The organism is Pseudomonas sp. Irchel 3H7 (assembly GCF_900187605.1).
In the GTDB taxonomy this organism is placed as follows: domain Bacteria; phylum Pseudomonadota; class Gammaproteobacteria; order Pseudomonadales; family Pseudomonadaceae; genus Aquipseudomonas.
Genome location: NZ_FYEA01000004.1, coordinates 194,501 through 211,232 on the forward strand (window position 1 = coordinate 194,501; position 16,732 = coordinate 211,232).

General features: G+C 60.4%; 7 protein-coding genes. 5 read left to right on the plus strand and 2 right to left on the minus strand.

Annotated features, from left to right (window positions below; translation table 11 throughout):
* Positions 1-4: 4 nt before the first annotated feature.
* From nagA to CKW38_RS09450, 5 genes are all read left to right on the plus strand, one after another.
* Positions 5-1,111, plus strand: a complete 1,107-nt coding sequence (nagA, locus tag CKW38_RS09430) for an N-acetylglucosamine-6-phosphate deacetylase (RefSeq protein ID WP_007909012.1) — start codon at positions 5-7, stop codon at positions 1,109-1,111.
* Complete coding sequence (locus CKW38_RS09435; RefSeq protein ID WP_095112573.1) at positions 1,092-2,114, plus strand: SIS domain-containing protein; 1,023 nt, start codon at positions 1,092-1,094, stop codon at positions 2,112-2,114. Before nagA ends, CKW38_RS09435 begins: the two co-directional genes overlap by 20 nt.
* A 135-nt stretch (positions 2,115-2,249) precedes the next feature.
* A complete protein-coding gene (gene ptsP, locus CKW38_RS09440; protein ID WP_095112575.1) occupies positions 2,250-4,763 on the plus strand; it encodes a phosphoenolpyruvate--protein phosphotransferase in 2,514 nt (837 codons plus the stop codon).
* Positions 4,764-4,786: 23 nt separating this feature from the next.
* Entirely contained in the window at positions 4,787-6,502 is a 1,716-nt protein-coding gene (gene nagE, locus CKW38_RS09445; protein WP_095112577.1) for an N-acetylglucosamine-specific PTS transporter subunit IIBC, read from the plus strand.
* A 178-nt stretch (positions 6,503-6,680) separates the two neighbouring features.
* Positions 6,681-12,410: a membrane-targeted effector domain-containing toxin gene (locus tag CKW38_RS09450; protein ID WP_095112579.1), complete on the plus strand. Its 5,730-nt coding sequence runs from the start codon at positions 6,681-6,683 to the stop codon at positions 12,408-12,410.
* Positions 12,411-12,477: 67 nt separating this feature from the next.
* On the opposite strand, the gene CKW38_RS09455 is transcribed toward CKW38_RS09450, so the two are convergent.
* Together CKW38_RS09455 and purL are read right to left on the minus strand one after the other, a co-directional pair.
* A complete protein-coding gene (locus tag CKW38_RS09455) occupies positions 12,478-12,789 on the minus strand; it encodes a YqfO family protein (protein WP_095112580.1) in 312 nt (103 codons plus the stop codon).
* A gap of 5 nt (positions 12,790-12,794) precedes the next feature.
* Positions 12,795-16,691: a phosphoribosylformylglycinamidine synthase gene (purL, locus tag CKW38_RS09460; RefSeq protein ID WP_095112582.1), complete on the minus strand. Its 3,897-nt coding sequence runs from the start codon at positions 16,689-16,691 to the stop codon at positions 12,795-12,797.
* Between the last annotated feature and the right edge of the window lie 41 nt (positions 16,692-16,732).

Sequence of the window (16,732 nt, forward strand, 5' to 3'; positions counted from 1 at the left end):
CAAAATGTCCGAAGACAACATCCTCACCGCCAGCGGCTGGGTTCGCGGCCGGCTGATCCACGAACACGGCAAAGTCGTGTCGATCGAAGGCGTGCCTTGCGATCCGGCAACTAATGACCTGCCGTATCTGCTGCCCGGTTTCATTGACCTGCACGTCCATGGCGGCGGCGGCAAAGACATCATGGAAGGCGCCAGCGCTTTCGAAACCATCACCAGAACCCACGTGCGGTTTGGCACCACTTCGCTGCTGGCCACCACCATGACCGCGCCGAGTGCCGAGATCTCCAGCGTCCTGAAGGAAGTAGGAGAGTTCTGCGAACAGCGTCCGAAAGGTGCCGCGCGGGTCCTCGGCGTACACCTCGAAGGCCCGTACATCAATCCGGGAAAACTCGGTGCGCAACCGAACTTCGCCCACACCGCGTTGATGGCCGAAGTCGAAGAGTACCTGGCACTGGCGCCGATCCGGGTGATCACCATCGCCCCGGAAATCGCCGGTCATGACGGTTTGATCCGTGAGCTGAGCAGCCGTGGCGTGCGCATGCAGATCGGCCACACCCTCGGCAGTTACGAGGAAGGCGTCGCCGCTCTGGATGCCGGCGCGACCAGTTTCACCCATCTCTATAACGCCATGAGCCCGCTGCATCACCGCGAGCCCGGGATCGTCGGCGCCGCATTGGCCCATGCCAAATTCGCCGAGTTGATTCCGGATCTGCTGCACGTGCATCCCGGTGCCATTCGCGTGGCCCTGCGTTCGATCCCGTGCCTGTATTGCGTCACCGATTCGACCGCTGCCGCCGGCATGCCCGACGGTGAATACAAACTCGGCAGCCACACCGTGACCAAATGCCTGGGCGGCGTGCGCCTGCCGGACGGCACTTTGGCTGGCAGCACCCTGACCATGGATCAGGCCCTGCGCAATCTGGTGAAGATCGGTTTGCCGATCGCCGAAGCCTCACAACGTCTTTCGCAATTCCCCGCCGACTACCTCGGCATTACTGAACGCGGGCGCCTTGCACCAGGTGCCTGGGCCGACTGCGTGCGGCTCGATCGCTCACTCACACTGACCGCCGTCATGGTCGAAGGAGAAGACATTGACTTCAAAAATGCTTGAGGAGGCGCTGTCCTCGTTCGAGGCCGTGCAAGCCCAACTGCAACAACTCGACCCGCAAATGATCGAGATCGCCGGGCGCCTGCGCCGGCAGCCACCACAAGTGGCGATGACCGTTGCGCGCGGTAGCTCCGACCACGCGGCGAGCTACTTCGCCTACCTGACCATGCAGCAACTGGGTGTGCCGGTGGCGTCGTTGCCGATGTCGGTGGTGACCATGCAGCAGGCGCCGTTGAAGGTCAGCGGTCAGGTCGCGTTCGCCTTTTCACAATCGGGGCAGAGCCCGGATCTGGTCAACAGCCTGCGTCTGTTGCGCAAGCGTGGCGCGATGAGCGTGTCGATGGTCAACGCCGCCGACTCGCCACTGGAAGCGGCGTGTGAATTCAGCCTGCCGCTGCTCGCTGGGACTGAAAGCAGCGTCGCCGCGACCAAGAGTTTTATCGCCACCCTCAGCGCCAGCGCCCGCTTGATCGCGCACTGGAAAGAGGACAGCGAATTGCTCGAAGCCGGCAACGCCCTGCCCGAAGGCCTGCGCGAAGCCGCCAAACAGGACTGGAGCGTGGCCATCGAAGCGCTACGTGATTGCGAACGTCTGATGGTAATCGGCCGTGGTGCCGGTTTCGCCATCGCTCAAGAGGCAGCGCTGAAATTCAAGGAAACCTCGGCAATTCAAGCCGAAGCGTTCAGCAGCGCCGAAGTCCGTCACGGCCCGATGGCGCTGATCGACGAACACTATCCATTGCTGGTTTTCGCTCCACGCGGCGCCGAACAGGCTGGCCTTTTGAGTCTCGCGGCGGAGATGCGCCAACGCGGCGCCCGCGTGTTGCTGGCCGCGCCGGACGATGTGAGCGAACGCGATCTGACCCTGACCCGCGCCGAACACCCGGCCCTTGATCCGATTCTGGCGATCCAGAGTTTCTACGTGATGGCCGCAGGTCTGGCCGTGGCCCGTGGCATGGACCCGGATCAGCCGCGCCACCTGAGCAAAGTGACCCGCACGCACTAATTGAAGCAAGCCTGTAGGAGCTGCCGAAGGCTGCGATCTTTTGATTTTGATCCAAAAAAACAAGATCAAAAGATCGCAGCCTTCGGCAGCTCCTACAGGGACATCGAACCGAGATTTAACCGATGAGACCGAGCCATGCACAACAACAATAAAGAGCTGACCCTCAGCGCCCCGCTCAGCGGCCCGGTGCTCACGCTCGCCAAAGTCCCGGACGCGGTGTTCGCCAGCGGCGCGATGGGCGACGGCATTGCCATCGACCCGATCAACGACACGCTGTATTCGCCGTGCGCCGGGGTGATCATTCACGTCGCGCGCACCGGCCACGCGTTGACGGTGCGCGCCGACAACGGTGCGGAAATCCTTTTGCATCTGGGCCTCGACACCGTTGAGTTGAACGGCGAAGGCTTCTCGATGCTGGTCAAGGATGGCACCCGCGTCAGCAAGGGTCAGCCGTTGTTGCGCTATGACCTGGACAAGGTTGGCCAGCAATGCAAAAGCCTGGTCAGCCTGTTGATCCTGACCAACAGCCAGGATTTTCAAGTGCGGCCGATTACGCTGAAAGCGGTGAAGGTTGGCGAGCCGCTATTGCACATTGTTGCGCGTAACAGCGTGGCGGCGAATGTCGCGGATGTCGGCGGACCTGAGGTTCACGGTCATGTGCTGGTGGCTCATCGCGGTGGTTTGCATGCCCGCCCGGCGGCGTTGATTCGGCAAACTGCGCAAGCTTTCAAAAGCCAGTCGCAACTGCACTTCGCCGGTAAATCGGCGCCGTGCAACAGCCTGATCGGTTTGATGGGGCTGGCGGTTGGCGAGCAGGACGAAGTGCAGGTCAGCTGTCAGGGTCCGGACGCTGAAGCGGCGTTGCAAGCGTTGCTCACCGCGTTGGCGACAGCCCTGCCGGATGAACATCACGCTGCCGCGCCGGTCAGTATTGCGCCTCTTAAACGCCCCGCCGAAGCAGGTGTGCTGCACGGTGTGTGCGCCGCGCCCGGACTGGTCGGCGGGCCGCTCTTTCGCTTGAACGCGATCAGTTTGCCGGCGGATGCCGGTCATCATGATCCGCTGCAACAACTGCAGATTCTTGAGACGGCGCTGACTCAAGTAAGGAGAGAAATCGACGGCACCCTCGCCCAAGCGAAAACACACAAGAACGCCGATGAAGAAGCGATCTTCGCCGCGCATCTCGCACTGCTGGAAGATCCAGCGCTGCTCGACGCCGCGCAGCAAGCCATCGAACAAGGCACTGCGGCGACTCACGCGTGGAGCCAGTCGATCGATGTGCAGTGCGAAGTCCTGCAACACACCGGCAGCGCGCTGCTGGCTGAGCGCGCCAACGATCTGCGCGACCTCAAGCAACGCGTGTTGCGGGCATTGCTCGGCGAAGCATGGCATTACGACGTGCCGGCCGGCGCCATTGTTGCCGCTCACGAACTGACACCCTCGGATCTGCTGCAACTCAGCGCGCAAGGCGTTGCCGGGTTATGCATGGCCGAGGGTGGCGCGACCTCGCATGTGGCGATTCTCGCGCGTGGCAAAGGTCTGCCGTGCATGGTGGCGTTGGGTTCGGCCTTGCTTGATCAGCCGCAAGGCCAAGCGGTGGTGCTCGATGCCGACGGTGGACGCCTCGAACTGACGCCGAATGCCGAACGTCTGGCTGAAGTTAAGCAGGCGCAAATTGATCGTCAGCAACGCCGCGACGCACAGCAAGCCAAGGCTCACCTGCCTGCAGAAACCCGCAATGGCGTGACCATCGAAGTCGTCGCCAACGTCGCCTCCAGCGCTGAAGCCGCAGACGCCTTTGCCAATGGTGCCGATGGCGTCGGTTTGCTGCGCACCGAGTTCCTCTTCGTTGATCGTCAGACCGCTCCGGATGTCGAAGAACAGCGCGCGGCCTATCAAGGCGTACTGGACGCGATGGGCGAGCACTCGGTAATCATCCGCACCATCGACGTCGGCGGCGATAAACAACTCGACTACCTGCCGCTGCCCGCTGAAGCCAACCCAGTGCTCGGTCTGCGCGGCATTCGTCTGGCTCAGGCCCGCCCGGAGATCCTCGATCAGCAACTGCGCGCGCTGCTGCAAGTCAGCCCGCTGCGCCGCTGCCGGATCCTGTTGCCGATGGTCACCGAAGTGGATGAGCTGCTGCACATCCGTCAACGCGTCGATGCGCTGTGCCTGGAACTCGGTGTCAGTCAGCGCCCGGAAATCGGCGTGATGATCGAAGTCCCCGCCGCCGCTCTGCAAGCCGAACAACTCGCCGAACACGCCGACTTCCTCTCGATCGGCACCAACGACTTGTCGCAATACACCTTGGCCATGGATCGCGATCACGCCGGTCTCGCCGCACGGGTCGACGCCTTGCACCCCGCGCTATTGCGCCTGATCGCCATGACCTGCGAAGGCGCGGCAGTCCACAAGCGTTGGGTCGGCGTCTGCGGCGCCCTCGCCTCCGACCCGCTGGCGACGCCGGTACTGATTGGTCTGGGCGTTACCGAATTGTCGGTCAGCCCGGTGCAAATCGGTGAAATCAAGGATCGCGTGCGCCAGGTGCACGAAGCCGAATGCCAGCGCCTCAGCCGCGACCTGCTCAAGCTGAGCAGCGCCGCCGCCGTGCGCCACGCCTGTCATCAACATTGGCCTCTGCGCTAACAAAAACAACAAGGACAAACGCCATGTATCAACTCTTTATCGAAGGCCTGCAACGCCTCGGCCGCGCGCTGATGCTGCCGATCGCGATCCTGCCGATTGCCGGCCTGCTGCTGCGGCTGGGTGACACCGACCTGCTGAACATCGCGATCATCCACGACGCCGGTCAAGTGATCTTCGCCAACCTGGCAATGATCTTCGCTATCGGTATCGCCGTCGGTTTCGCCAAGGACAACAACGGCACCGCCGGTCTTGCCGGAGTGATCGGTTATCTGGTGATGATCTCGACGCTCAAGGTGCTCGATGCGAGCATCAACATGGGCATGCTCGCCGGGATCGTCAGCGGCCTGATGGCCGGCGCGCTGTACAACCGCTTCAAGGACATCAAGCTGCCGGAGTACCTCGCATTCTTTGGTGGTCGACGGTTTGTGCCGATTGTCACCGGGTTCGCGGCGGTCGGTCTGGGCGTGGTGTTCGGTTATATCTGGCCGCCGATCCAGCACGGCATCAACGCCTTCGGCGCGCTGATGATGGAAAGCGGCAGCATTGGCGCGTTCGTGTTTGGCGTGTTCAACCGCCTGCTGATCGTCACCGGACTGCACCACATCCTCAACAACATGGCGTGGTTTGTGTTCGGCAACTTCACCGACCCAACTACCGGGGCATTGGTGACCGGCGACCTGTCGCGCTACTTCGCCGGTGATCCGAAGGGCGGCCAGTTCATGACCGGCATGTTCCCGATGATGATCTTCGGCCTGCCGGCGGCGTGTCTGGCGATGTATCGCAACGCCCTGCCGGAACGCCGCAAAGTGATGGGCGGGATTTTCCTGTCGATGGCTTTGACTTCGTTTTTGACCGGGGTGACCGAGCCGATCGAATTCGCCTTCATGTTTCTGGCGCCGCTGTTGTATTTGCTGCATGCGCTGCTGACCGGGTTGTCGATGGCGATTACCAATGCGCTGAACATTCACCTCGGCTTCACCTTCTCCGGCGGCTTTATCGACATGGTCCTGGGCTGGGGTCGTTCGACCAACGGCTGGCTGGTGATCCCGGTCGGGCTGGCCTATGCCGTGGTGTATTACGCGGTGTTTGATTTCTGTATTCGTCGCTTCAATCTGAAGACGCCGGGGCGGGAGGATGTCGCTGTCAGTGAAAAAGCCGTACTGACTGAGAACGAACGCGCCAGTGCTTACATCAAGGCATTGGGTGGGGCGGAGAATTTGGTCACCGTTGGCGCCTGCACTACGCGGTTGCGCCTGGAGATGGTCGATCGCAACAAGGCGTCGGATGCTGAGCTGAAAGCGCTGGGGGCGATGGCGGTTGTGCGTCCGGGCAAGGGCGGTAGTTTGCAGGTGGTGGTCGGACCGATGGCCGATAGCATTGCGGATGAGATTCGCCTGGCGATGCCGGCGTTGGGGCGTGCAGTCCTGATGGAAACCGCTGTTGCCGCTGATGAGCCAACAGCAGTGATGGTCGCCGGTTTTGAAGCGCAGCAATGGCTGAATGCCCTGGGCGGCGGCAACAATGTGCTGCAACTGAACTGCATTGCGATGACGCGGATTCGCCTGCAATTGGCGGATGGCACGGCCTTGTCTGAGGCAAAGTTGAAAGCACTGGGTTGTCAGGGTGTCAGCCAGCTGGAAGGCGGGATCTGGCATCTGCTGGTGGGCGATAAAGCAGCGAGTCTGAGTGGCGCGCTGGAGAACTTGGTCAATCGCATCGAGGTCGGTGCCAGGGCCTGACATGAGGGTGCGCGCGCCGGACTTATAGCGAGTTCGGCGGCACGCCCCCGCTCGCCGAACCTTGCGCGCGACAGACAACACCTGGTGCGCGGGCGTCCTTCAATACATATGTACCACCACTGCCACCGCCATCCTCGCCATGCTGAAGACTCTTCCCACCAGCATGGAGGCTGTGCCGATGAGCACTTCCGCTGTAGCCACGCCCGAAGAGGTCAGAAACGATCTCAATCAGATCGGCCACCACCTTTTCAAGATCGAGCCCCCGCTGCTCTCTGAACAGCCACCGACGGCCGAGCAGGCGTACCTGAAGCGCCTGAACGAGCAGTTGAACACCTACCGTGAACACTTCCTGCAGCGTAGCCGTGCGCTTTATCAGGCACTGGCAACCAGTGACCTGCACAGCGATGCCGGGAAGAAGCTGATCGCGACACTCAAGATCAGGCTCAACACGCAATTGATCAATATGGATCTTCGCGATCTGATCGATGGCAAACCCGCCAAGACATTTTTGAAGTACGACGCTGGCTTCACCGCCATCGGCCACGAGGCGCGACAGGCTGTAAAGGATCGTCTGCTGCATCCGCAAGCCGGTGCACTTCTGGAAAAAACGACACTTGGGCCAATGCTGCGTCCGGCCATGTACGCTCTGCAGTTCGGTTATCAGGGAATCACCGTCGAGCTGGCCGGCGCCTTTGTGATCACTGAAAAGGACCGCCCCAGGGTCAGCGACCTTTTGACTGATCAAAGCGTCGGCTATGTTGTGCTGTTTACGCCGACAAGAGGCATTGAGTACTTCGACTCTCTGGCCGACCTCGATAGCCATTTGCTTGATTACCTCAAAAAAGCCACGGGCCCCGACGGATTCCTGCATTTGTTGCCGACGCGTTATCACAACGTCGGCGCCGCAGGGATCTGGCCGCTGCAACTGACGCCGATCGACAGCAAACCATTGTTTGAACATACCTACGATGCCTTGATCGATAAACGCATGCAGGACATCGAGCGCGCGTTGAGCTTTGACGACAACCCGCAACAAGACGTTGCACTGCTGCTGGCGGCCCTCGATCGGGCCATCGCGGTCTCACTGCCGGACCTCACGCAGCGCCTGGAACTGCGAGCGCAAATCTTATTCGAACGCCACCTGCGCAACAGCGCTCCGGGTTGGTATCGCAGCGCCAGCACAATGAAACAGACCGAGCTGGCGCAGCAGGCAGGCAACTACCATCAGGCACGGCAAACACTGCTCGATTTGATGGGACCGGCGGCCAGCCTGATGGCACTGGCCCGGCATCAATGGCTTGAGTGCCTCAGCGACGATCTGGAAATCGATGATCTGGATCCCCAAAACCTGCATATCAGCACTGATCGTCGGGTAGCCGGGTACGGTGTCTTTGAGCATCGGCGCAACCTGATCGATCTGTCCCTGCGCGGACCGCATACCGGCGATGAATTGTCGGGTTCGGAGTTTCTCAGCCATACCACCCTCACCTACAACGATGCGCCCCTGCCGGCATCGTACTCGGACGTTACGCCAGCATGGCTTGTCGAGCAGGCGTTGAAGCTGCAGCCGCGCATCGACTTCAACCATTTGCAGAAGGAGATGCAGGCGCGCTCGACCATAAGGCCAGCCCTCGAGCACATGCTGGATCAACGAATCCTCGCGCTCGCTCGCACAGCAGTGCTGCAGGGCCATTTGTTCGACAGTGACTTGCAGCTTATCCGCGACCTGCGCAGCGCCAGCGACTCACGCCTGCGTGCCGCGACGTTGGCCCTGCACGGCGCGCAATTACAGGATCTGTGGGTACTCCGACAAAGCGACAGCGCCGGTGCCGTTACACGCGTATTGCTCTGTACACCACAAGCGCCACGAGAACGGCAGTTCCAGGCGTTCGCCAGCGAACTTGAATGCCAGACCCATATCCTTGGTTGGGCCGGGCACAGCGATGACGCCAACAGCATGGCCGGCTACCTGATCAGCCGTGCCCCCCTGCGTTTTCGTCAAAGCCTGCACAAAGTGCTCTCCGGTCTGAGCCTCAAGCCAGAGGACCAGGAACACAAAAAGGTCACCTTCGAAAACTCCGGCAATCATCTCGTCTGCCTTCGGGCTATGGCCGACCACATCTTGGCGACTCGGATCGACGACTATGATTTCGGCACTCCCGTGTGGTATCGCACGACCACAATTGCCAACCGCAGAAAGCTGTCGACATTATCTGAAGAGGCCGAGGGCACGTCGCAGGCTTTCGCCAGACACAAGCTATCGGACAGCCGCTTTCCAGGCTTTGAGGCGTTCGTGCATGAACAAGCGAAAAAAAGCCTGAACCAATTGCTCAAGCGCCCGGCCAACGATGTTGACCCGGATACTGTCTGGGCCTACTCGCCGCTCTCTATCGTGCGTTCGGCGACGCCGGAACCGGTGAACTACACCCGCTTGTACCGCGACGGGTATGCCGACGGCATCGGTTTTCTCGATGAAAAATTTTCGCGCTCGGCGCGCTTCAAAGGGCCACCGGGGATCGATATCAGCCACCTGACCGCGCAGAATGTTGCGCGCTCGGTCAGGGGCGTCTGGATCGGTGAACGATACACCGCCAAGGTCAAAAAAGACCTGCAAGACCCGGCAAGCGAGGGTTACGATTTCAGGCGCAATACGACACTGGCCATTACCCAGCGCCAGATGAAATACGCGGCACTGGAATGCCGTCTGCAAGGCCATATCGCCAGCAATGATCTGGTATGGCTGGAGCAGAGTATCGACAGCATGGGTGACACATCCAGGCAGAGGCAAAAAAACTACCCGATTCACCGACTGATGATCGACGGTGAATGGGTCCTCGACAGCTGGCTGTTCAGCCATGACAAAAACCCGGTTCTGCTCTACACCCCTGGTGCTCCCGATGGCGTCAGCTTTCGCGAAGCCAGACTGTTCAATTACCTGCTGAAACAGCAGGACGGCATGATCGAGTATTTCACCCGGCGGGTGAGCGTTGAATCCCAGGTCAGGATTCGCACATTCCTCGAAGCCGCGAAAAATAGCCTGCCCGAGGATATCAACAAAACCACATCCAGCCTTGCACGTTACGACTCGACCCGCGCGGTGACGCCAGTCAGCGACCTGCGCCAGGGTTTATACAACATGAAACTGCAGCGCAAGATCGACAACGTTCACGCCACCACCACCGGCCGCACCGAGATGATTTCCGGCCTGATCTGGACGTGTGTCGAATGGGTCACCGCCATTGCCACTGCGCCCTTTCCGCTGTTGAGTCTGAGCACCGGCCTGCTGCTGGCATTCAAAGACGCCATGCTCGCTCTGCATGCTTATCGCCAGGGAAAAAACAGCGAAGCGTTCCAACATTTCCTCGGTTATCTGTTCAACAGTGCCGGTGCGGTATTGACCGATCTGCGTCCCGCCCTGCGCTCACTCAATCCCGTCAACCGCCCCCTACGCCTGACCGCGGGCAGCGCCGCCAACGAGCAGGCGCGGGTCATGGCCCTGATCGATCAACTTGAACCCACTGCGCCGTCATCGGACATGCGACCGGTGGTTTATAAAGGCCGGCCGCTGTGGGCATCGCACAAGACTGATGCCGTCGGTCGTTACTTGCTCCATCGCCTGGACCCTGAAACCGGCAGATTTTTGTCGACCGGGATCCAGGCCATGCCCAACTCTGACGGCGTGATGGTGCGCAGTGGCGTGTCGGGCGGTGCACCGAAATACGAACCTGTGCCGCAGACACCCGGCCCGCACAAAGACTATGGCATGCCGCCCAAATACTGGGGCCGGATCGAAATGGTGATGAACCCGCAAACCAGAGAAGACATAATCAAAAAGGGTCAGGACTACATGGGTTCTTCACCCCAGCCCTATCTCTACGGCGCAGTCGAGGAACTCGCCTCCACACGCAAGACCTACCAGCAACAAGTCGAAAAACTGACCACGGATGCTACGCGTCACTTTGAACAACTCGCGCCTCTGCCTGTTCGCGCCGAAGTCCCCACTGTCGCCAGCGACACTTCATTTGCCCAGTTGATCGGCGGCAATGCCTTCACCCAAAAAAATCTGGTGATCGGAGCCGAGCCTGGCTCCATCGCCAGCAAACAGGTACTGATCAACGATATGGACGCGCTGATCGACAGGGGTTTCAAGTGCATCTATGTGGAATACCTGCCGGGCGACGTCTTCAACGTCAAACTGGAAAGGTTCAACCGAGGAAAATCCTGGAAGCACATCAAAACGCATCTGACCGCAGTCGATGCCGCGCTGGGCCATGGACCCGAAGCGCCATTTTCCTACGTGGCGCTGGTGCGCACGGCTCGAGAAAAGGGTTTGAAGGTCAAAGCACTGGACGCCTCGACCAGTTACAACCTGGACGGAGCCTTGCTGATGAGCGATGTTTCGCCACTGACCCAGCGCAACAACAGTGTCAGGAATTTCTACTCGTATAAAACCATAGCCGCCGATATGGCCGACGTACCTGACGAACGCTGGATTGCCCTGACCGACCACTCACGCATGACCACGTTTGATAACACGCCAGGTCTGGCCGACCTGCACGACGCCGTCGCGGTCCGTATCGAGGATATCGCAGCGGGGCAGCCTGCACGTATTGGTGTGGACTTACCCGGCGCCGCAGCCGGCGAAGCCACGGCCAAAGGCGATTATCATGTCGCCTTGGCCACGTCATACAAGGCCCGGCGGCCACTTCCTCAGCTACCAGAAGCTGACACCCCCAGCGCTCAGCATTTCAGCGAATTCGACATACCAGTGTCGATGCGTGACGACGTTGCTCAATTGCGCAGAGAACCCCACTCAATGGACCCCAGATACCGTCCGGCAGGACAAAAGCAGGCGCAGGCCTACGATGCCTTTCTCGCCAGCCGCGCACGCCTGGAGAAAACGGCGAGCGACGCTTTCACCGACTTCGTCCCCTCTCCTGGCGCCAAGTTGCCGCAGCTTGTCGATGGCACCGATTTCAAGGTTTTTTTAAGACAAATGGCTGACGGTCGTCTGAATCTGGTGATCGGCGAAGCGCATCACCATGTATCGAGCAAGGCGCAAATCAAGATCTACATGAAGACACTAAAGGAAGCCGGGTACGAAACGTTGTATATGGAGCATCTGATGACCGATCTGCACCAGGCCGACCTGGATCGTTTTTACCGCACCCATCGCATGCCCGAGCGACTCAAGACTTTTCTGAGTGACCAGGATAGCGGCCACATGCCTCTCTACACCGGTAACGATACTTACACCGAGGTGGTTCAGGCAGCCGCGAAATACAACCTGCGTATCAGGGCCCTCGACTGCACCGCCAGCTACCATCTCGAAGGTTTATATGACCCGAGCCTGTCACGAAACCAGATGTTCAGTTATTTCGCGACCCAGGTGATCGAGGCCGACCAACTGGCACACGGCCCGCACAAATGGGTGGCCTTTGTCGGCAGCGCCCATACCAATTACAACCTGGGCGTGCCCGGCCTGGCCGATACCCTTGGGGCCGCCGGCCTGCATATACGTGATGCTGCGCCTGAAGTGGCCAGTGGTGTCCATCGCGGGGTGTGGGAAGTTTCGCAATCCCCCTCCGGCAGTGGCACTTGGGCGTTACGCGGCGATTTTACGATGGAGGTCGCTGTTGCCGGAATGAACAAGGCTGCACCGGTTTTGCCTGTCGACCGGGGCAAACTGATCAAACCGGGCGACTTTCTGATCGAACATCCCAGCCCGGGCGAAACCACACTGGTGCACAAGTCCGGCACCGGCAACATCGTCACCACCCCCATCCAGGTGGATGACAAAGGCCTGCTTTACATTGATCGATGGGGCAAGAAAGACCTGCGTTTCAAGTATCTGCAGACGCTGATCAATATGCTTAAAGAGGACAAGGGCATGACGGCCGTAAGCTAAATTACCGGCCACAAAAAACCCGCTGAAATCACTCTCAGCGGGTTTCCTGTTTCAGCAGCAAGAAAGATCAGAAATCTTCCAGCCGCCACACCTCATAAGCCGGTGTCTCGTAGGGATGAATGAGCTTCAACGCCGCTACAGCAGCAACGATCAACTCATCCGCCACCACCAGCTCAACCTTCCATTCCTCAACCCGCTCGATCTGCCCCGCTTCACCAATGAACGGCTGACTGCCGTCCAAAGGTCGAAACTGGCCAGACCCAAGCACCTGCCACGCACAGTGGTCATAGTCACCGATTCGCCCACCACCGGCAGCGAACACAGCCTCTTTGACCACCTCGACATGACTGTCGGGAACAAAAAAAGCGAGCTTGTACACAGGCCTTAGTTAACCCAGACGCGCGCGTTACGGAACATGCGCATCCACGGTGCATCTTCGTTCCAGTCTTCCGAACGCCACGAGTTCTGCACGGCACGGAACACACGCTCCGGGTGCGGCATCATGATCGTCACACGGCCATCACGGCTGGTGAGACCGGTAATCCCGCGCGGCGAGCCGTTCGGGTTGGCCGGATAACGCTCGGTGACCTTGCCGTGGTTGTCGACAAAACGCATCGCCACGCAACCCGACAGATCGGCTTCCAGCAGTGCTTCTTCGCTGGAGAATTCGGCGTGACCTTCACCGTGAGCAATGGCGATCGGCATACGCGAACCGGCCATGCCCTGCAGGAAGATCGAGTTCGATTCCTGAACCTGAACCATCGCCACACGGGCTTCGAACTGCTCGGAACGGTTGCGCACGAAGTGCGGCCAGAACTCGCTGCCCGGGATCAGCTCGTGCAGGTTGGACATCATCTGGCAACCGTTGCACACGCCGAGGGTGAAGCTGTCGTTACGCTCGAAGAAGCCTTGGAACGCATCGCGGGCGCGGCTGTTGAACAGTGCCGATTTGGCCCAGCCCTCACCGGCACCGAGCACGTCGCCGTAGGAGAAACCACCGCAGGCCACCAGACCTTTGAACTCGTTCAGGTCGACACGGCCGGCGAGAATGTCGCTCATGTGCACGTCGATCGCGTTGAAACCGGCACGGTCGAACGCGGCAGCCATCTCCACCTGACCGTTGACGCCCTGCTCACGCAGCACGGCAACCTGTGGACGGATGCCTTTCTTGATGTAAGGCGCGGCGATGTCTTGGTTGACGTCGTAGCTGAGCTTGACGCTCAGGCCCGGGTTGTCTTCTTCCAGCAGCACGTCGAACTCTTGCTCGGCGCAGTCGGCGTTGTCACGCAGACGCTGGATCTGGTAGCTGGTTTCAGCCCAGGTACGTTGCAGCAGACGACGCTGGCCTTCGAACACGGTGGCACCGTTGAAGGTGATGTTGATCTGGCCATTGTTGATCGGCTGACCGATCACCGACACGCAGTCGCCCAGACCGGCCGCGCTGAATTGCGCGAGGATGTCTGGCGTGGCGTCCTGACGAACCTGGATCACCGCACCCAGTTCTTCGTTGAACAGGATCGCAGCGATTTCGGACGAGGACTCGGCAACGCTGTCGAGGTTCAGGCTCAGACCGCAGTGGCCGGCGAAGGCCATTTCCACTACAGAAGTCAGCAGACCACCGTCGGAACGGTCGTGGTAAGCCAGCAGGTGACCGTCGGCGTTGAGGCCTTGGATCACCGCGAAGAAGGCTTTCAGGTCTTCGGCGTCATCGACGTCCGGCGCGTGTTTGCCGAGCTTGCCGTGTACCTGTGCAAGGATCGAAGCGCCCATACGGTTCTGACCGCGACCGAGGTCGATCAGGATCAGGTCGGTGGTGCCCTTGTCCATGCGCAGTTCCGGGGTCAGGGTCTGACGGATGTCAGCCACTGGCGCGAAACCGGTCACGATCAGCGACATCGGCGAGGTCACGGTTTTTTCTTCGCCGTTATCGTTCCAGCGAGTGGCCATGGACATCGAGTCCTTGCCCACCGGAATGGTGATGCCCAGCTCAGGGCACAGTTCCATACCGACCGCTTTCACGGTGTCGTACAGACGCGCGTCTTCGCCCGGGTGACCGGCAGCGGACATCCAGTTCGCCGACAGTTTGATGTCGGAGATCTTGTTGATGCGCGAAGCAGCGATATTGGTCAGGGTTTCGCCGATGGCCATGCGGCCCGACGCCGGAGCATCCAGCAATGCCAGCGGAGTGCGCTCGCCCATCGCCATGGCTTCACCGGTGTAAACGTCGAAACTGGTAGCGGTGACGGCAACGTCGGCCACCGGAACCTGCCACGGGCCAACCATTTGGTCACGGGCAACCAGGCCGGTGATGGTGCGGTCGCCGATGGTGATCAGGAAGCTCTTGCTCGCCACGGCCGGGTGATGCAGAACGCGCTCGATGGATTCGGTGATGTCGAGGTTCGACGGATCGAAGTCATCGCCCAGCTCAGCTTCACGAACCACCGAACGGTGCATGCGCGGTGCTTTGCCCAGCAACACTTCCAGTGGCATGTCCACCGGGTTGTTGCCGAAGTGGCTGTCGGTCACGGTCAGTTGCGGCTCGGCAGTCGCCTCGCCCACTACGGCAAACGGGCAGCGCTCGCGTTCGCAGATCGCCTGGAAGCGCTCGAAGTCTTCCGGGCCGACCGCCAGAACGTAACGTTCCTGGGATTCGTTGGACCAGATTTCGTGCGGGGCCATACCCGGCTCGTCGTTTGGAATGTTGCGCAGTTCGAAACGGCCACCGCGATCGCCGTCGTTGACCAGTTCCGGGAAAGCGTTGGACAGACCGCCCGCGCCGACGTCGTGGATGAAGCTGATCGGGTTTTTGTCACCCAGTTGCCAGCAACGGTCGATGACTTCCTGGCAGCGACGCTCCATTTCAGGGTTTTCACGCTGTACGGAAGCGAAGTCGAGATCCGCCGAGCTGGTGCCGGTGGCCATCGAGGAAGCCGCGCCGCCGCCCAGACCGATGAGCATCGCCGGGCCGCCGAGCACGATCAGCTTGGAGCCAACGACGATCTCGCCTTTCTTGACGTGTTCTTCGCGGATGTTGCCCATGCCGCCAGCGAGCATGATCGGCTTGTGGTAACCACGAACTTCGTCACCGTGCGGGGTGGTGATCGACTGTTCGAAGGTACGGAAGTAGCCAGTCAGGGCCGGACGACCGAATTCGTTGTTGAACGCGGCGCCGCCGAGCGGGCCTTCGATCATGATATCCAGCGCGGTAACGATGCGCTCAGGCTTGCCGTACGGCACTTCCCACGGCTGTTCGAAGCCCGGGATCTGCAGGTTGGACACGGTGAAACCGGTCAGGCCGGCTTTTGGCTTGGCGCCACGACCGGTTGCACCTTCATCACGGATCTCGCCACCGGAACCGGTCGACGCGCCCGGGAACGGAGCGATCGCGGTCGGGTGGTTGTGGGTTTCAACCTTCATCAGGATGTGCACCGGCTCCTGCACCGCGCCGTACTGGCGGGTTTCAGGATTCGGGAAGAAACGGCCGGCAACGTTGCCGACGATCACCGAGGCGTTGTCCTTATAAGCCGACAGAACGCCTTCGCTGTGCATCACGTAGGTGTTCTTGATCATGCCGAACAGGCTTTTTTCCTGGTTCTCGCCATCAATATCCCAACTGGCGTTGAAGATCTTGTGGCGGCAGTGCTCGGAGTTGGCCTGGGCGAACATCATCAGTTCGATGTCGTGCGGGTTGCGCTTGAGGCCGTTGAAGGCGTTGACCAGATAGTCGATCTCGTCTTCGGCCAGGGCCAGGCCCAGCTCGGTGTTGGCTTTTTCCAGCGCGGCGCGACCACCACCAAGGATGTCGATTGCAGTCAGCGGCTTCGGCTCGGCGTGGCTGAACAGACCGGCGGCCTGTTCGAGGTTGGCCAGCACGATTTGCGTCATGCGGTCATGCAGTACATCGGCAATCTGCTGGGCTTCGGCTTCGCTGAACTGACCGGCAACGTAGAAGGCGATACCGCGCTCCAGACGCTGGATCTTGCTCAGGCCGCAGTTGCGGGCGATGTCGCTGGCCTTGCTCGACCATGGCGAGATGGTGCCGAAACGCGGCAACACCAGAAACAGACGACCGGTCGGCTCTTGTACCGGAACGCTTGGGCCGTACTTCAGAAGGCGCGCTAGCACCTGCTGTTCGTCGCCGGTCAGGACGCCGGTGACTTCGGCGAAGTGAGCGAATTCAGCATACAGGCCACTGACAGCTGGAACCTTCTGGCTCAGTTGCTCAAGGAGTTTGCTGTGGCGAAAGGCAGAAAGGGCAGGAGCGCCGCGCAGGATCAACATCTTCGGGACAGCCTCGGGAAGGGGTGTGCTTTGAGGCCGTG

Bases quoted from the DNA above. Each gene is read 5' to 3' on its own strand.
- CKW38_RS09450 (WP_095112579.1), top strand. From the start codon at position 6,681: ATGAGCACTTCCGCTGTAGCCACGCCCGAAGAGGTCAGAAACGATCTC.
- purL (WP_095112582.1), bottom strand. From the start codon at position 16,691: ATGTTGATCCTGCGCGGCGCTCCTGCCCTTTCTGCCTTTCGCCACAGC.
- ptsP (WP_095112575.1), top strand. From the start codon at position 2,250: ATGCACAACAACAATAAAGAGCTGACCCTCAGCGCCCCGCTCAGCGGC.
- nagE (WP_095112577.1), top strand. From the start codon at position 4,787: ATGTATCAACTCTTTATCGAAGGCCTGCAACGCCTCGGCCGCGCGCTG.
- nagA (WP_007909012.1), top strand. From the start codon at position 5: ATGTCCGAAGACAACATCCTCACCGCCAGCGGCTGGGTTCGCGGCCGG.